The organism is Actinomadura decatromicini, assembly GCF_008121305.1.
Taxonomy (GTDB): Bacteria; Actinomycetota; Actinomycetes; order Streptosporangiales; family Streptosporangiaceae; genus Spirillospora; species Spirillospora syzygii.
The window spans coordinates 521,752-538,649 of sequence record NZ_VSRQ01000006.1 but is presented as its reverse complement, the minus strand read 5'-3'; the positions used below and the strand labels follow the sequence as shown (position 1 = coordinate 538,649).

Here is a 16,898-nt window from a genome sequence, read left to right as displayed (position 1 = left end):
TGCTTCGCATGGCTGGGAAGAAGATCAATCCGATTTTCGTGGTCCTTTGTTTCGCGGGCCTGTTGATCGTGGGGTTCGCGCTGGTCGCCAGCACGGTGGCGGGGGCGAAGATTGACGAGACGGACGCGGACAAAGGGGAGGTCCAGCTCCAGCTCGCCGCGATGCTCAATTACGCGATCATCGGCGCGGTCCTCGTGCTGGCCGGGATCGGGTTCCAGTTGACGGCCGGACAGAAAACGCCTCCGCCGCCGCTCCCCGGGCAGGCGCTTCCCTATGGGCAGCCGCAGTATCAGGGCGCACCGCAACAGCAGCAGCCGCAACAGCAGCATCAGGCGCCGCCCGGAGGGCAATGGGGGCAGCAGCCGCAGGGGCCGCCGCCGTCCTGATCAGGACGCGCGGGCGCCGAAAAGGCGGCGCGCGTTTCTCAGCGCGGTGTCGAACGACGCTTCGGTGATCGCCTTCGTCATGAAATGGCACGTCCAGGTGACGAGGAAGGTGCCGAGGATGAGCACGGGCGCCCATGTCCAGGTGAGCTGGACGACGATCCGCTCAAGCGCCGCGTGCGGGGCGACGACCGGTTCCCAGCTGTTGAGGCGGGCCCATCGGCCGAGGAAGATGCCGATGGCGCAAACGGCGTGCGCCGCGATCGTCGCGCGGCCCTGCCACGCGCCCAGGCCGAGCCGGGAAAGGTGCCGCAGGGCGGCGCCGAGCGCCAGGTAGTAGGCCAGGAAACCCGAGCCTATGAGCAGCGCGTAGACGGGGAGGACCGCGGTCACGACGGGGCCGCCCTCGTCGGCCAGCAGGATGTCGCCCCGCAGGTGGACGAGGTCGGTGACGACGTACGGCGCGTTCGGCAGAAAGAGCACGAACAGCACGAGCCCGGCCCACCAGAACGGCGAGCGCGAAAGGCGCCGTCCGCGGAAGAGGACGCAGGCGAGGGCGACGGGTATCCAGGCGAGAAGGGTGTTCCAGCCCATCCACCAGATGTCACGGCGAAGAACGTCGACCAGATTCGGTGCCACCTGCTCCAGGGTCCCCATGCTTTCTATGATGCATGAGCGCCCTCTTCGGGGGGCGCGATGTAGGAGGCGAGGAGGCCGTCGCTGAATCCGAGAGCGGACGTCGCCTCGCGGAATCGGTCGGGCCAATCGGGGTCGGCGCGGACGGCGCCCACGGCCGTTTCGATCGCCGCCGAACCGCCTCCCCAAAGGGCGACGGTTCGGGCTTCGGTGTCGCGCTGGTCGCGTTCCCACCACGCGGTGACGTGCTTGAGCTGATCGGCGAGAGCGCCGCCTGGAATGGCCTTCCCGTAGCGTGACGCCCATTCGTCGCTCAGCGGGTGCCGCGCCGCGTCAGGTGTCGTCCGATGTGCTCGCTGGAGTTCTTCCAGGACGAGACACCACCGGTACGGCGCGGCGAAGAATTCGGTTTCGTCGTCCTCGCAATGGCGTCCATGAAGGGCGGCGGCGAGGTGGACCGCCAATGAGACGGGCCCGCCGCGCGCCTTCACGGCGGCGTCCACCGCGTGCGAGACGGCGCAGTCGTGAAGGCGGGGGGAGAGGCCGTCCAGCGCGAAACGCGGGACGCCCCACCCCGTGAGGTGCGCGGCGGCGGCCAGTTCCGCCCACAGGACCAGGTCGGGACGCGCCGCGACCGTCCGCTGGGCGGTGCGCATGTCGCGCAGTGTGCAGGGGGAGTCGCGGCAGTCCGTCCCGCAGGTGGAGCTCCGCGGGCTCACGAGCGCGCGCGGGGACGCGACGGGCGCGGACGTCTCCAGGTGCGTCCCGTCCGGCATGCGGACGAGGTGCGGGAAGTCCATGCCGTCGGCGAACACCGCGCCCTCGCCCGGCGTGAGCGTCACGAGGAACCGCGACTGCGCGTCGGTGATGTTCATGGTGGCGCCGACCGCGTCCCGGTCGTCCTTCGCGGGCAGCCGGTGGACGATCTTCACCGCGGTGTTCTTGATCACGTCCGGGACCAGCTTCGACGGGATCTGCTCGGCGACGATCAGCCCCTCCCCGTAGGCGCGGATCTCCGCGAGCAGGCTCGCGAACGTCTCCACGGCGTGCGAGGCGGGCCCGGGCTGCTCGCTGCGCCGCAGCAGCCGGTGCGCCTCCTCGAACACGCTCAGGTGGCGGAGGCCGGGCACGGCGCCCGCGCGCTGCCGCATCCGCAGGTGCTCGACGAGCCGGACCAGCACCGTCCCCATCAGGAACGCCTTGTCGCGGTCGTCGCCGACGTCCTCGATCTCCAGGACGACGTTGCGCGCGAGCAGCGCGTCGAAGTCGATCGGGTGCCCGCCCTCGAAGAACCGTCCGGTCGTGCCGAGCCGCAGGCTGGACAGCCGGACCCGGACGAACCCGCGCACGTTGTCGGTGATCTCCTGGCCGTAGCCGATCTCGTCGACGACCCGCTCGGCGGCGTCCTGGAGGTCGGCGAGCGTCGGGTAGCGCGGCTCCGCGCCCGGCCGCGCGGGCTCGCCGAGCGCGAGGTCCCAGCCGAGGCGCTCGTAGCAGCGGGTCAGCGCCGCCGACAGGACCTGCGGGAACGGCTCGTCGGCGTCGAACGCGGCGAGGAACAGCGCGCGGACGAGGTCGGCGTGCGTCTGGAGCGGGAACGGGCGGCCGTCCGGTCCGGCGGCCGGTTCGAGCGGGTTGATCCCGGCGGCGATCGCCTCGGTGTCGCCGGGCCGGATCGTGACGACCTCCGCGTCCGGGAGCCGCCCGGCCATCAGCCGGTACTCCGCCTTCGCCGGTTCGACGACCAGCCACGGCAGCCCGGCCCGCGACGCCTCCGCCAGCAGCGACCGGACGGTCTGCGACTTGCCCGCGCCCGTCGCCCCGCACACGAACGTGTGCCGGTTCAGGCCGGCCAGCGGCAGCGACAGCGGCCCGACGTCGCGCCGGTTCCGGTCGAGGACGCGGCCGAGCGGCACCCCGCCGTCCGGCGACTCGGGCGTCACGTCGAACTCGGGCCGCATCGCGAACCGGACCCCGGCGACCTCCCGGGCGGGCGGCCGGGCCAGCGCCGCCACCAGCTGCGTGCTCGCCTCGAACGGGCTCGCCTCGAACGGGCCGGGCGCTCCCGGGACCAGCGCGTACGGCAGCCCGCTCAGGTCCGCCGACGCGCAGACGAGCGCCGCGACCCGGGCGGCGGCGCGCGGCGTCTCCGCGCCCGCCATGAGGTGCACCCGCCACAGCCCGGACGTCGCGGCCCGGCGCAGCTCGCGGTGCCGCCGCTCCAGCCGGTCGGCCGCGACCGACTCCTCGGGCGACATCTCCGCCATCGACCGGGCGCGCTGCTGCCGGTCGGCCAGGTCGTCGGCGAGCCGTCCGGCCTCGGCCGGGTCGACGGGTTCGGCGACGAGGAGCCACACGAAGGGCCGCGTCCACACCGACAGGAGGCCGTCCTCCAGGGACGGGCGCGCGGGCTCGGCGGGCGCGTCGTCGTCGGTGAGCAGGCCGTCAGTGATGGCGCCGATGCTGACCCAGTGGGGCATCGCGTCCTGTTCGAGGTCGTCCGGGAGCATCACGCCGCGTCCGCCCGCGGGGAGGGTGACGGTCGCGGAACGTCCGTCGCCGTCCGCGAGCAGGCCGTCGCCGCCGACGAACACCTCGGTCGGGCCGGACGGCAGGGCGCGGCGCCAGCCGACGAGCACCGGCTCCGCGCCCGCGTGGTAGGCGGAGACGAGCGCGGCCACGCGCTGGTCGCGCCATTCGTCGCGGCCGTCCGCCGCGTCCCGGCGCGGGACCTCGAGGAGACGGCAGACCGGCAGGCCGCGCACCGCGTCCCACACCTCAGCCGTCCCGTTCGTCGGCGATCACCATCCAGTCGTCCTCGCCCAGGCCCGTGCCCGGATTTCGGCGGTCGGTGGCGGACAGGGTGAAGTCGCGGCCGGTGGCCTCCTCCCAGCGGCACGCCCAGGCGTGCAGCGCCGGGGCGTCGTGCTGCACGTCCCGGAGGCGCGCGGCGAGGTCGTCGCCCGCGAACTGGAATTCGTAGGCGTCGGGATCGCGGGCGAGGTCGAGTTTGTAAAGGCTGTCGAAGAACGGCTTGGCGGGTTTCGGCCCGCCCTGCGAGAAACCGGCGGAACGGTATTTCGCGACGGCGTTGTCGGCGCGGCGGATGCGTTCGTCGTCCGACGCGCCCCGGTGCTGCTGGATGACCCGCGACCGCAGTTCGGCCTCGTTCTGCGGAAACCATTTCTTCGGGTCCTGCGTGCAGAAGGCCGCGCCCGGCCCCTGGAGCCGGACGTCGGCGCCGGCGATGCCCTCCGCCGTGAGCGCGTCCCGCAGTTCGTCGACGCACCGGGTCCATTGCTCGGGACGCATTCCGAGCGGCGCGCGGCGGGCCCGCATGTCCCACGCCCGCTCGGGCGTGACGTCGGCGAAACCGTACTCGCGCTCGGAGAACGTGTACCCGGACTGGTCCGCGGCGACGGGGAAGAGCGGCCGGTCGGGCGCGCCGCCGCCCGGCCCGGGGGAACGGGACGCGGCGGAGACCACGAACCATTCCTCCTTCTCGTCGGACGACGCCTCGTCCGGACGGTCGCGGCCCGCCGCCCGCCTTTCCGTCCGGCTTTCCGTCCGGCTCTCCGTCCGGGACGGCCCGCCCTCGGCGCCGGGACGGTCCGGCGGCGGCGCGGGCGGACGCTCGGCGGGCTCCGCCGGACGGTCGGTCTTCTCCGTGTTCCCGTCCCGGTCCAGGGTCATGGTCGGTCAGGTTATTGAGCAAGGCGTCCGAGGGGAAGGTCGAAACCGCATGGACGGCCTGACAAGTCGGATGTCAATCTGCTTGGGTGGTGCGCGCATCGCCGCGCGGTGCGCGCCGCCGCGCATGTCCCCGCGAGCGTGACGATCGAGACGGCACCCGAACAGAACGGAGCTCACGTCGTGAGGGGTGACCCGGTCGATCCCGCCGTGCCGGCCCGCCGCGAACGCCTCTTCAGCCCCGAGCCGCGCCTCGGCTGGGTGTTCCGCGACCGCTTCTGGTTCCTGCGCCCCTTCCCCGACGCCCCGCCGCACCGGCGCGCGCTCCCCGAGTACCTCGCCCGCCGCGCCGCCGACACCGAGCGGCTCGCCCGGCGGCGGCTGCGCCGGACGCTCCCCGTCAGCCTCGCCGCCGCCGCGGTCTTCGCGCTGGTCGCGGCGTTCGGGGTGGCCGCGTCGGCGTTGCCGCCCGCGTCGCCGCTGCTCTGCGTCCTCGTCGCCGTGCCAGGCGCGGCGCTGACGGCGCTGGCCGTCCGGCAGCGGGAGGGCGCGCGGCGCGCCCACGAACTGGCCCAGCGGCAGAACGCCGACGGCTACCAGGAGGAGGCGCGGCGCTGGCAGGCGCGCAGGCACGCGCACGAGACCGCCGAACGCGCCCGGCTGGACGGCCTTCACGAATGGGGCGCGGCCCCGCGCCGGTCCCGCCGCCTGGACGTCTTCGGCGGGACGCTCTGGGCCTGGGAGGCGTTCCTCACCACGTACGGGACGTCGGCCCTCGCCGTCCAGCCGCTGCTCGTGCTGGACCTGTCGCGGGAGGTCGTCAGCCGCGAACTGGTCGACCTGGCCCGGACGACCCGGATGGGGGTGGACGCGCAGCTCCTGCCGAGCCGCCAGGCGTCGTCCGGCCTGCTGACCGACCTGTCCCCGCAGGACCTCGTGGACGCGATCGTCGAGTCCATGCACGGCGGCACCCCCGACGCCGCCCGCGCCGAACGCAGCATGGACGGCCGCATCCTGAGCAAGGTGTGCGACGCGCTCGGCGACCGCGTCACCCTCGGCCGGATCGCGGCCGCGCTGCGGGTGCTGATGGGCGAGCCCGACGACGGCGACGCCCTGACCCGCGAGGAGCGCCGCCGCATCGCGTCCGACCTGTTCACCGTCGAGTACCGGCGGCAGGCGCACGCGAACCTGTCGCGGATCGAGTCCTACCTCCACCCGCTGGAGAACCTCGGCACCGAGCCGACGGAGACGGGTCCCGGCTACCTGACCTGCGTCGCGCTGGACAGCCAGGCGCGCAACGTCCGGTCCGAGCTGCTCACCGACCTGATCGTGCAGTGGGTGACGCACCGGGTCACCGCGTCCCGGGACTCGACGCCCGCCGTGATCGTCGCCGGGGCCGACGAACTCGCCCGCCGCCACCTGGAGCGCCTCTCGGACGCGTGCGAGCGGCGCGGCGTCCCGCTGACCCTGCTGTTCCGGCGGCTGCGGGAGACGTCCGCCGAGATGATCGGCGGCGGCGCCGTCGCGTTCATGCGGCTCGGCAACCACGAGGACGCCGCCCGCGCCGCCGACTTCATCGGACGCGAGCACCGGTTCGTCCTGTCGCAGATCACGAAGAACGTCGGCGGGAACGAGTCGCACACGACCACCGGCACCGAGGGCGAGTCCGACTCCGAGACGACGAGCACGGGGCGGACGACGGGAACGTCCAGCAACTGGGGGACGAGCCGGTCGTCCGGGAGCAACTACTCGGGCGGTGAGATGTTCGGGATGTTCCCCGAGCGGTCGACGTCCTACCAGCGGGGGCGCAACCAGGGCGGCTCCACCAGCACCAGCTACACCGAGGGGACGGCGACGTCCACGTCACGGAACTGGTCGGCCGCCTACGCCTACGCGGAAGGCACCAACTGGAGCGACGCCGACACCACCCAGCGCGTCTACGAGTACGCGGTCGAGCCCGTCACCCTCCAGCACCTCCCCGACCACGCGCTGCTCCTCGTCGAGTCGGCGCCCGGCGGCGGACGCACCGTGACGGCCGTCGAATGCGACCCGGCGATCATCACGCTGGAGCGCGTCAGCACCGCCCCGCTGCCGGACGCGCCGCCGCGTCCCGCCCTCGCCGCACCCGGCGCCTCACCGGCCGCCGTCCAGCCCGCCGCGCCGCAGCGGGCGGCGCCGTCCGAGGGGCGGTGGGCCGCGCCGCCTTCACCGCCCCCGCCGCGTGCGCCGCTCACGACCGAGCAGGGGCCGCCGCCCGGCTACCGCTCCGGCCCGCGCCCGCCCGAGGACGGCGGTCCGCCGCCGCTCTTCGGCGGCGGCTGACCCCGTCCGAGCCGGTCGGCTCAGCCGAGCCGCCGCCGGAGCGCCTGCGCCCGCCGGACGAGGGGCAGCGGCATGGGGTCGGCGCCCTCGATGCGGTGCTCCACGGCGGCCAGCAGCTCGGCGCCGAGACCCGTCCGCACGGCGAGGGCGTCGGCCCGCCGCTCGGCGAGTCCGCCGGTGAGCCGGGCCGCGACCGCCGCCGCGCCGCCGACCAGCGCGGGCGCGGCGACCACCACGGACACCGCCGTCGCGGCGACCGCCGCGAAGAACACCGGCACGAACCCGATGGGCCTGTGCCATTTGACGGCCCGCCTCCACAAGGACGCGACGGGCGACCACGGCGTGCGGAGCGTCCAGAGCAGCGCCCGGCTCGGCAGCGTGACCTGCGCGCGGACGAACGCCGTGCCCGCCCGCCGGCCGCGTACGTGGCCGAGTTCGTGGGCGAGCACCGCCGCCAGCCGGAACGGCGGCAGGGAGCGCGCCGAGTCGGCGGTGACGGCGACCGTCCGTCCGAAGGACGCGCAGGCGTTCAGCTCGGCCGAGTCGACGACGACCAGGCGGTAGGCGCTCGTCCCCGCCCGGCGCTGGACGTCCCGCCACGGCTCGGCCAGGCGGGCGCGCTCGTCCTCGGCCGGTTCGCGGTGCCCGTGAACCCGCCCGACGCACAGGGGGACGCCCAGCAGCACCGCCCAGCCCACGAGGACGATCACAGCTCCCCACACGGACCACACCGCCTGCGCCCCGACCGCCACGCCAGCGACCCCGAGCGCCTCCAGGACCAATACGACCCCGATGGAGACGCCCGCCCAATCCCGCCCCACCTCGACCGGAGCCTCGTCCTGAGCCGCGCCCGGATGCGGGTACATCGGCCCCTGAGAAGGCGGCGCGACCGGTGCCGGACGCGGGAAAGCCGCCCGCTCCCGCGCCACGGGACGGGGTGGAGCGCTCCGCACCGGCCTCGGGGACGCCGAGGGCGCGGACGGCATCTGAAACGACGAAGTGGTCTCCCCACCCCCCGCCCCCTGGACGTCGTCTCGCCCCGGACGCGGCGACGAAGGCCGCACGGGCGAAGGCGAAGACCGCGGCGGCGTGCCCCAGGGCGGTGATGGGGGCTGAGACCGCAGAGGCGCGGGCTGCGAGCCAGACGGCACGGCCTGCGAGGGCGGTGGCACGGCCTGCGAGGGCTGACCAGGCGGAGGCGCGGCCTGTGGGGGCGGTGGCGTGGGCCGCAGCGGCGGCGGGGAGGGTGGCGCCGGAGGCTGCGGGGGTGGCGGCGCGGGCTGTGCGGGACGCGCGGGCTGGGTGGGCGGGGGTGTGGGGTTGAGCGGGATCGGGGGAGACGGGGGTGGTTCTGCTAGTGCAGGCGGCGGCGCCGAAGGCGGTGGGGGTGCGGGAGCGCGGGAGGCGTCTTCGGGTCGGGGGGTGCGGTGGCGGGTTCGGGAGTGGTAGGGGCGGGAGTGGTCGGTCCAGGTGTGGCCGTCCCAGTAGCGTTCGCGGCCCATCAACTCCGGGTCTGGGTACCACCCAGGTGGTGCGCTCACCGGACTCCGCCTCCCGTCAGGGTCGGGTCAAGGCTTGCGCACGCCGCGACTCAGCGTCAACGGGACGGTCACAGCTTCGGCGTGAAGGGGCGGCGGTGGGACGGGTCGTCCGGCTCGGCGAGGCCGCGCAGGGCCGTCTCGACCAGTTCGATGCCCTGGAGGAGCGCGACGAGGCGGGCGCCCTCCCGGCGGTAGGTGTCGAGGACGGACTCGACCCCGTGCGGCGGGACGACGTCCCCGAGGTCGACGCGGGCGGTGCGGAACCCCTCGCGGGCCGCCTCGACGGAGGCCGCGACGTGGTGGCGCGCCATCCGGGCGAGGGCGATCGGGTAGCGGCGCAGGACGCCGTAGCGGCGGTACTCGGGCGGGACGAGCTCCAGCAGCCAGGCGAGTGCGGTGTCCTCGAAGCGGTCGGTGCCCGGCGGGTGCACCCGCGACGGCCAGCCGGGCGGGACGTAGGCGCTCACGAGGCCAGGATAACCCGGATTCGAACTTATGTTCGATAGGCTGAGGCGGTCATTCGACGGGCGGGGTTCGCCGAATGCGGATCTTGCCGGAGGCCAGGTCGTCCCGGGAGTCGCCGTCGCCGGTCATCTGGTGGTCGTCCTGGCGCATGGACTTCTGCCGCTCCTGCTCCTCGACCTTGACCTTCTTCGATCCCTCGAAGACGGAGGCGAGGTCCTCGAACATGCCGCCGCCGAACCCGGCGCCGGTCTTGCCGTCGCCGCGGATGGCGCCCATCAGGGACGACTTGCCCGTCCCGTCGGTGGGCCACTCGACGGACTCATGCTGGGCCGGCTCGGGGCGGTTGCCCATGGCGCGTCCCTTGACGCGCTTGCGGCGGCGAAAGGGTGACTTCACACACTCTCCAACGCGATGAGTCTCCAGATTGATCCCGGCGGGAGGTCAGGTCGCGAACGACCACCGGGTGGGAGAACCGGTGAAGTCTCCCTGGCGGAGCCCGAACACCCGCTGTGGCCGCACCGCGACGGTCGCGTTCACTTCGGGATCCAGGAAGTCGACACGATATCGGGTCGAGTACTTGGAGTTGACGAGGTCGATGAAGCGCTGCAGGTCGCGCCGCTCGGTGAGGATCTCCGCGCGGCCCTCGATGACCACGGGGTTCTCCGCCTCCTCGGTGGCGACCGTGACCTGCGGGTTCGCCCGCAGGTTCACCATCTTCCTGGACGGGACGGCGCTGCTGAACAGCAGTGCCTCGCCGTTCCACACGGCCCAGACCGGCATGGTGTGCGGGCGCCCGTCCGGCCGGACGGTGCTCAGCCAGAAGTTGCGCGCCGCCCGCAGCCGTTCCACGGCCCACGACCAGGGGAGCAGGCCGCTTCCCTCGTCCGGGCCCTGGATGCCGTAGCCGGGCATGAACGGACGTTCCGCCGCGGGCTCCGCGGGCTCCGGTTCCGCGGCGGCGCCGGAAGCCGACATGGCGTGCTCCTCTCGCTCGGATGGCCCCAGGCCATCGTTCCAGACCCCCGGCGGTCCCCGTGACGCACGGCGGCTCGTTGGGAGCGGCCCGGCGCGGTAGCCTGCGGGACGTGCGCCTATCCCATGTCATCGCGGCACTTGAGGAGCTGTATCCACCGGCGTGGGCGGAGCCCTGGGACGCGGTCGGGCTCGTCTGCGGCGATCCCGACCGGGAGGTCGGCCGGGTGCTGTTCGCCGTCGACCCGGTGGCCGCGGTGGTCGACGAGGCGCTCGACTGGGACGCCGACCTGATCGTCACGCACCATCCGCTGCTGCTGCGCGGCGTCCACTCGGTCGCCGCGACCACGCCCAAGGGGCGGCTCGTGCACCGGATGATCACGAACGGGGTGGCGCTGCACACCGCGCACACGAACGCCGACCGGGCCGCCCCGGGGGTGTCGGACGCGCTGGCCCGGGCCGTCGGCCTGACCGGCGACCTGCGTCCGATGGTCCCCGCCGACGACGACCCGCGCCGGGGCCTCGGCCGGATCGGGGAGCTTGCCGAGCCCGTCCCGCTGCGCGAGTTCACGCGGCGGGCGGCGGCGGGGCTGCCGGCCACCGCGCAGGGCGTCCGGGCGGCGGGCGACCCGGACCGCGAGGTCCGCACGGTCGCGGTGTGCGGCGGCGCGGGCGACTCGCTGCTCGACACCGCGCGGGCGGCGGGCGTCGACGTGTACCTCACGGCCGACCTGCGGCACCATCCCGCGTCGGAGTTCGCCGAGCACGACGGGCCCGCGCTGGTCGACGCAGCGCACTGGGCGACGGAGTGGCCCTGGCTCGCCGACGCCGAGCGGCGGCTGGCCGCGGTCTCGCCGGACACGGGCAAGTTGGAGACAAGGGTGTCCGCGCTCGTCACCGACGCGTGGCGCCTCCACGACGAAGGAGCAACTTGAAAGCCGCACCGCAAGCCCAGCTTCGCCTGATCGACCTGCAGGAGCTCGACAGCTCGCTGGACCGGCTGGCCCACCGCGGCCGGACGCTGCCCGAGCTGGCGGAGATCGAGCGGCTCGAAGGCCGCCTGACCGAGCTGCGCGACGCGATCGTGGCGGCCGAGACCGAGGTCGGCGACCTGCAGCGGGAGCAGCGGAAGGCCGAGCAGGACGTCGACCAGGTCCGCACTCGCGCGGACCGCGACCAGAAGCGGCTCGACTCCGGGCAGGTGACGTCCGCGAAGGACCTCGGGAGCCTGCAGACGGAGATCGAGTCGCTGCAGCGCCGCCAGTCCGACCTGGAGGAGGTCGTGCTGGAGATCATGGAGCGGACGGAGGAGGCGGAGGGCCGGGTGGCCGCGCTGCGCGCCGAGCAGTCCGCCGCGCAGGACGAGCTGTCCGCCGTGGCCGAGCGCCGGGACGCCGCGCGGCGGGAGATCGACGAGGAGTCCGGGACGACGAGCGCCGCGCGCACGGCCGTCGCCAAGGACGTCCCGGACGACCTGCTCGCCCTCTACGAGAAGCTGCGCGGCCAGTTCGGCGGCGTCGGCGCGGCCAAGCTGTTCCGTGGCGCGTGCCAGGGCTGCCACCTGGCGCTCAACACCGTCGACCTGAACAACATCCGGACCGCGCCCGAGGACGAGGTGATCCGCTGCGAGGAATGCCGCCGGATCCTCGTCCGGACGCCGGAGTCCGGGCTGTGAGTTCCCGCAAGCTGGTCGTGGAGGCGGACGGGGGGTCGCGCGGCAATCCCGGCCCGGCCGGGTACGGCGCCCTCGTCCGCGACGCGCTGACCGGGGAGGTGCTCGCCGAGGTCGCGGAGTCGATCGGGCACGCGACGAACAACGTCGCCGAGTACCGGGGGCTGATCGCGGGGCTGGGGGCGGCGGCGGAGATCGACCCGTCCGCCCGCGTCGAGGTCCGGATGGACTCCAAGCTCGTCGTGGAGCAGATGTCCGGCCGCTGGAAGATCAAGCACCCGGACATGGTGCCGCTCGCCCTCCGGGCCAGGGAGCTGGCGGAGGGCCTCGGGGCGGTGTCCTACGGCTGGATCCCGCGGAACCGGAACGCGCACGCCGACCGGCTCGCCAACGAGGCGATGGACGCCGCCGCGCGCGGCGAGCACTGGGTCCGCAAGACGGAGGAGGAGCCGGGCGAGCCGGAGCCGCCGCCCGCGCCCTCGACGTCCACGCTCTCGACCACCGGGCCCTCGACGTCCACGCCGCTGACCACAGTCCTGCTGCGGCACGGCGAGACGCCGCTGTCGGTCGAGAAGCGCTTCGCCGGGACGACCGACGCCCCTCTCACCGAGCGCGGCCGCGCGCAGGCCCGCGCCGCCGCGCTCGCGCTGAAGGGCCGGGGGCTCGACGCGATCGTCACCTCCCCGCTGGCCCGCTGCCGCGACACGGCCGCCGAGGTCGCCGCCGCGACCGGGCTGGACGTCCGGGTCGAGGACGGCCTCCGCGAGGCCGCCTTCGGCGAGTGGGAGGGGCTCACGTTCGCCGAGGCGGGCGCGGGCTGGCCCGGCGAGCTGAAGGCGTGGCTCGCGAGCCCGGACGCCGCGCCGCCCGGCGGGGAGAGCTTCGCGCACGCGGCCCGGCGCGTCCGGACGGCGCTCGACAAGCTCAAGGTCCGCTACCGCGAGCGGACCGTGCTCGTCGTCTCGCACGTGACGCCGATCAAGCTGCTCGTCGCGGACGCCCTCGGCGCCCCCCTCCCGGCCCTGTACCGGATGCACCTGGACGTCGGGTCGCTCTCCTCGATCGACTGGTACGCCGACGGCCCGGCGACGCTCCGCGCGTTCAACGACGTCCACCATCTGGAAACCTGACGGGAACTGACCGAAACCGGCCTTCCCCTGCCCGGCCGCGGCCGCCTACGCTGCGCGAAAGGCCGCGCTCGCCGCCGTGACCTGGGGGAGGACCCGTGACCACCAAGATCCTGCTGGACGAGTCGAGGCTCCCGGACCGCTGGTACAACGTCGTCCCCGACCTGCCCGCGCCGCCGCCCCCGCCGCTGCACCCCGGCACCCGGGAGCCGCTCGGCCCGGACGACCTGGCCCCGCTGTTCCCCGCCGACCTCATCGAGCAGGAGGTCACGGCCGAGCGCTTCGTCGAGATCCCCGAGGAGGTCCGCGAGGTCTACCGGCTGTGGCGGCCGACGCCGCTGATCCGCGCCCACCGCCTGGAACGCGCCCTCGGGACGCCCGCGCGCATCTACGTCAAGTACGAGGGCGGTTCGCCGTCCGGGTCGCACAAGCCGAACACGGCGGTCCCGCAGGCGTTCTACAACGCGCGGCAGGGCGTCCGGCGGCTGACGACCGAGACGGGCGCGGGGCAGTGGGGGAGCGCCCTCTCGTTCGCGTGCGCGCAGTTCGACCTCGACTGCGAGGTCTGGATGGTGCGGGCCTCCTACGACCAGAAGCCGTACCGGCGGTCGATGATGGAGCTGTTCGGGGCGCGGGTGCACGCGAGCCCGTCCCCGCTCACCGCGTCCGGCGCGAAGGTCCTCGCCGACGACCCCGACTCGCCCGGCTCCCTCGGCATCGCGATCAGCGAGGCCGTCGAGTCGGCCGCCCCGGACGACACCCGCTACGCGCTGGGAAGCGTGCTCAACCACGTCCTCATGCACCAGACGGTGATCGGCGAGGAGGCGCTCGAACAACTCGCCATGGTCGACGAGGCGCCCGACCTGATCGTCGGGTGCACCGGCGGCGGATCCAACTTCGCGGGGCTGTCCTTCCCGTTCCTGCGCGAGAAGCTGCGGGGGCGCATGAACCCCGAGATCCGGGCCGTGGAGCCGGAGGCGTGCCCGTCCTTCACGCGCGGCCGCTACGCCTACGACTTCGGCGACACCGCGGGCCTCACGCCGCTGCTCAAGATGCACACGCTGGGGCACGACTTCGTCCCCGACCCCATCCACGCGGGCGGGCTGCGCTACCACGGCATGGCCCCGCTGCTGTCGCACATCTACGACCTCGGCCTGTTCGGCGCCGAGGCCAAGCCGCAGCGCGAGTGCTTCGAGGCGGGCGTCCTGTTCGCCCGGACGGAGGGCATCGTCCCCGCGCCCGAGCCGACGCACGCGCTCGCCGCCGCCGTCGAGGAGGCCCGCCGCTGCGTCGAGACCGGCGAGCCCAAGGTCATCCTCACCGCGCTCTGCGGCCACGGCCACCTGGACATGGCCGCCTACGACCGCTTCCTGGCCGGACGCATGGAGGACCAGGCCCTGCCCCAGTCCCGGCTGGACGAGGCCCTCACCACGCTGCCGTGATTTGCCACACCCGATAGCCTTCGTGGTGGTGGACGAGCCGGCTGGACGGCCGCGTCGGGGAGCGATCCCCGTCGAGGAAAGTCCGGGCTCCACAGGGCAGGGTGGTCGGTAACGCCGACCCGGGGCGACCCGCGGGACAGTGCCACAGAAAGCAGACCGCCACCGGTCCGCCGGTGGTAAGGGTGAAACGGTGAGGTAAGAGCTCACCAGCGCCCACGGTGACGTGGGCGGCTCGGTAAACCCCACCCGGAGCAAGGTCAAGAAGGGGCCTCCGGGCCCCGCGCAGGCGTTCGAGGGCGGCCCGCCCGAGCCTGCGGGTAGACCGCTGGAGGCCGTCGGCAACGGCGGCCCGAGATGGATGGCCGTCACCCGCCGCCCTTTCGGGTGGCGGGCACAGAACCCGGCTTATAGGCCGACTCGTCCACCCACATCCTTTCTGTCGCTCCTGTCCGTTTCATTGAATGAAACCGATGTGCTTTCCCGTGGAAGGAATCGCCTAAAGTAGATCATCTAGTGACTCGATGGATCAGGGGACAGATGTGACCGAGCGTGAGCTGGATCTGCAGACCGACATCCCGCATTCGGCACGGATCTACGACTACCTTCTCGGCGGCAAGGACAACTATCCGGCCGACCGCGCGGCGGCGGGGAACATCGTCGCGAACTGGCCCAACCTCCCGGTGTCCATGCGCGCGAACCGGAAGTTCATGGCGCGGATGGCTCATCACCTGGCCGCCGAACGCGGCATCCGGCAGTTCCTCGACATCGGCACCGGACTGCCCACGTCCCCGAACCTGCACGAGGTCGTGCAGGGAGTCGCGCCCGAGTCGCGGATCGTCTACGTCGACAACGACCCGATCGTGCTCGTCCACGCGCGCGCCCTGCTGACGAGTTCCCGCGAGGGCAGGACGGGTTATCTCGACGCCGACTTCCGGAATCCCGACGCGATCCTGGAGTCCGACCAGCTGCGCGAATACCTGGACCTGAGCCGGCCCGTCGCGCTGAGCCTCATCGCGATCCTGCATTTCATCACCGACGACGCCGAGGTGCGGCGGATCATCGACCGCCTCATGGCGCCGCTCGCGCCGGGAAGCGTCCTCGCGCTGTCCACGACGACGCTGGACAACAACCCCGAGGTGGTGGCGGCGGGCGTGGCCGCCTACAACGCGCACGGCATCCCGACCGTGGCGCGCACCAAGCCGGAGGTGGAGACCTTCTTCAACGGCCTTGAAATCCTCGACCCGGGCGTCGTCCCCGTCCACCGCTGGCACCCCGACGAGGAGTCGTCCCGGCTGGACGACCCGCAGGTCACCATTCACGGCGGCATCGCCGTCAAGAACTGAATGGTTTGACGGGCGCCTTTGAAGTTGAAAATCGATGATTGACAGCCCCCCGGGCCCTGGTTAACCTCCGTCAAGATCCTGGATCCGTGTTCATTGACGTGCGCCCGGAATTCCGATTCCCCGGGCGCACGCCTCTTCGGCCGTCGAAGAACTCGACCACATTCCGTGAAGAGGGAATCACATGCGTAAAGGGATCGCATTCTCCGCCGCGTCCGCCGCGGCGCTCGCCCTGGCCTCGGGTTTCGTCCCCTCGGCCGCGGCGTCCACGCGGACGCCCGCCGCGGGCCCAAGCGGTGTCACCATCGCGATCGCGACCACCAACGGCTCCGGCTGCGCGACCGGAACGGCCTCGGCCGTCCTGTCGGAGGACGCCGGAGCGTTCCTTATTAAATACACCGATTTCACCGCCCGGGCAGGCGGGTCGTCCAAACCGACGGACGCTCGCAAGAACTGCCAGATAAGCCTGAAAATCCGCGCCCCGGAGAGCTTCACCTACGCCATCTCCGGAGTCGAGCACGGCATCCACAGCAACCTGCAAACCGGCGCGAAAGGCACCTACAAGTCCAGCTACTACTTCCAGGGCGCCCAGCAGACGGAGGGCTTTCCCAGAGAGCTGTCCGGAGTCAACGACAACTTCCAGTTCATCGACGTGGTGCCGGAGGGACAGTTCGTGTGGAAACCGTGCGGTGTGGAGCGCAATTTCAACGTCAACACTGAACTGCGCGTCGACAAGGGGACCTCGGACGAGTCCAAGGTCAGCTCCGTCTCCATGAACACCGGCGACGGCGGCAGGACGCTCTACCGCCTCGCCTGGAAGAGCTGCTAGCGGCCCCGCGGCACCGGCTCCCGGTACCGGCTCACGTCCGCGCCCGCGCTCCGGTGCGGGACGTGAGGGAGGGGCGTACGACGCGACTGGATTGGGGCACGCGACACAGAACGGATGAAACGGTGCGCTTACCGTCCAGGTAAGAGCTGATCGCCCTGATCGGTGACGACGGCGGGGCCGGGTGCTGTGCCCCGTCGAGAGGAGCGCAGATGTTCGTCATCGTGTTCGTGGCCCTCGTGCTCGCCGGGGGGCTGGCGGGACTCGTCTACCTGTGGGACTTCTCGCGCGCCAGTCGGCGCGACGCGCTGTTCCTGCCGGCGTCCGACCGGCGCGCGCGGCGCGCGCGCCGGGTGACGGGGATGTACGTCCGCGACACCGCGCAGCGCGACGGGGAGCTGGTGGAGACGTCGCCGTCCCTCAGCCCCCCGCACTGACCGCACACCGTTGTTGAGCGCGTGGGGTCGTCCGGGCGGGGGGAC

Annotated in this window: 16 protein-coding genes, 1 other RNA gene and 1 pseudogene; 10 read left to right on the top strand and 8 right to left on the bottom strand. The window is 73.1% G+C overall.

Annotated elements, in window-relative coordinates:
• Positions 1–8 precede the first annotated feature (8 nt).
• Positions 9–386 (top strand): hypothetical protein, encoded by a 378-nt coding sequence (locus FXF68_RS28740; RefSeq protein ID WP_148764537.1) that lies wholly within the window; start codon positions 9–11, stop codon positions 384–386.
• Here the strand turns inward: FXF68_RS28740 and FXF68_RS28735 are convergent, their stop codons facing one another.
• The 3 genes from FXF68_RS28735 to FXF68_RS28725 are packed head-to-tail and all read right to left on the bottom strand — an operon-like array spanning position 387 to position 4,712.
• A complete protein-coding gene (locus tag FXF68_RS28735) occupies positions 387–1,040 on the bottom strand; it encodes a DUF1361 domain-containing protein (protein ID WP_148764535.1) in 654 nt (217 codons plus the stop codon).
• Between the two features lie 5 nt (positions 1,041–1,045).
• Complete coding sequence (locus FXF68_RS28730; protein WP_148764533.1) at positions 1,046–3,796, bottom strand: ATP-binding protein; 2,751 nt, start codon at positions 3,794–3,796, stop codon at positions 1,046–1,048.
• 1 nt (position 3,797) lies between these two features.
• Entirely contained in the window at positions 3,798–4,712 is a 915-nt protein-coding gene (locus FXF68_RS28725; RefSeq protein WP_148764531.1) for a hypothetical protein, read from the bottom strand.
• A gap of 180 nt (positions 4,713–4,892) precedes the next feature.
• On the opposite strand from FXF68_RS28725, the gene FXF68_RS28720 reads away from it, so the two are divergent.
• Positions 4,893–7,031 (top strand): hypothetical protein, encoded by a 2,139-nt coding sequence (locus tag FXF68_RS28720; protein ID WP_148764529.1) that lies wholly within the window; start codon positions 4,893–4,895, stop codon positions 7,029–7,031.
• A gap of 20 nt (positions 7,032–7,051) precedes the next feature.
• Here the strand turns inward: FXF68_RS28720 and FXF68_RS44140 are convergent, their stop codons facing one another.
• The 5 genes and pseudogenes from FXF68_RS44140 to FXF68_RS28700 form a co-directional block, all read right to left on the bottom strand.
• On the bottom strand, positions 7,052–7,897 hold the full coding sequence (locus FXF68_RS44140) for a M48 family metalloprotease (protein ID WP_246179012.1): 846 nt from the start codon (positions 7,895–7,897) through the stop codon (positions 7,052–7,054).
• Positions 7,898–8,479: 582 nt separating this feature from the next.
• Positions 8,480–8,572, bottom strand: a pseudogene (locus tag FXF68_RS44820) (DUF2510 domain-containing protein); the annotation flags it as partial.
• A 68-nt stretch (positions 8,573–8,640) separates the two neighbouring features.
• Positions 8,641–9,039, bottom strand: a complete 399-nt coding sequence (locus FXF68_RS28710) for a hypothetical protein (RefSeq protein ID WP_148355280.1) — start codon at positions 9,037–9,039, stop codon at positions 8,641–8,643.
• A gap of 49 nt (positions 9,040–9,088) precedes the next feature.
• Positions 9,089–9,433, bottom strand: a complete 345-nt coding sequence (locus FXF68_RS28705) for a DUF6191 domain-containing protein (RefSeq protein ID WP_148764525.1) — start codon at positions 9,431–9,433, stop codon at positions 9,089–9,091.
• Positions 9,434–9,478: 45 nt separating this feature from the next.
• On the bottom strand, positions 9,479–10,012 hold the full coding sequence (locus tag FXF68_RS28700) for a pyridoxamine 5'-phosphate oxidase family protein (protein ID WP_148764523.1): 534 nt from the start codon (positions 10,010–10,012) through the stop codon (positions 9,479–9,481).
• 110 nt (positions 10,013–10,122) lie between these two features.
• Between FXF68_RS28700 and FXF68_RS28695 the strand changes: the two genes are divergently transcribed.
• The 8 genes from FXF68_RS28695 to FXF68_RS28660 all read left to right on the top strand — a co-directional run bounded on the left by FXF68_RS28695 (position 10,123) and on the right by FXF68_RS28660 (position 16,853).
• Positions 10,123–10,944, top strand: a complete 822-nt coding sequence (locus FXF68_RS28695; protein ID WP_246178995.1) for a Nif3-like dinuclear metal center hexameric protein — start codon at positions 10,123–10,125, stop codon at positions 10,942–10,944.
• Positions 10,941–11,684, top strand: coding sequence for a zinc ribbon domain-containing protein (locus FXF68_RS28690; protein ID WP_148764519.1), 744 nt, complete (start codon positions 10,941–10,943; stop codon positions 11,682–11,684). The genes FXF68_RS28695 and FXF68_RS28690 overlap by 4 nt, the downstream gene beginning before the upstream one ends.
• A complete protein-coding gene (locus tag FXF68_RS28685; RefSeq protein ID WP_246178994.1) occupies positions 11,681–12,811 on the top strand; it encodes a bifunctional RNase H/acid phosphatase in 1,131 nt (376 codons plus the stop codon). Before FXF68_RS28690 ends, FXF68_RS28685 begins: the two co-directional genes overlap by 4 nt.
• A gap of 95 nt (positions 12,812–12,906) precedes the next feature.
• Complete coding sequence (locus FXF68_RS28680) at positions 12,907–14,250, top strand: TrpB-like pyridoxal phosphate-dependent enzyme (RefSeq protein WP_148764515.1); 1,344 nt, start codon at positions 12,907–12,909, stop codon at positions 14,248–14,250.
• A gap of 33 nt (positions 14,251–14,283) precedes the next feature.
• An RNA gene (rnpB, locus tag FXF68_RS28675) (RNase P RNA component class A) lies at positions 14,284–14,674 on the top strand.
• Positions 14,675–14,789: 115 nt separating this feature from the next.
• Positions 14,790–15,593: an SAM-dependent methyltransferase gene (locus FXF68_RS28670; protein WP_246178993.1), complete on the top strand. Its 804-nt coding sequence runs from the start codon at positions 14,790–14,792 to the stop codon at positions 15,591–15,593.
• Between the two features lie 181 nt (positions 15,594–15,774).
• Positions 15,775–16,419, top strand: coding sequence for a DUF4360 domain-containing protein (locus tag FXF68_RS28665; RefSeq protein WP_148764511.1), 645 nt, complete (start codon positions 15,775–15,777; stop codon positions 16,417–16,419).
• Positions 16,420–16,628: 209 nt separating this feature from the next.
• Positions 16,629–16,853, top strand: coding sequence for a hypothetical protein (locus FXF68_RS28660; protein WP_148764509.1), 225 nt, complete (start codon positions 16,629–16,631; stop codon positions 16,851–16,853).
• The last annotated feature ends 45 nt before the right edge of the window (positions 16,854–16,898 follow it).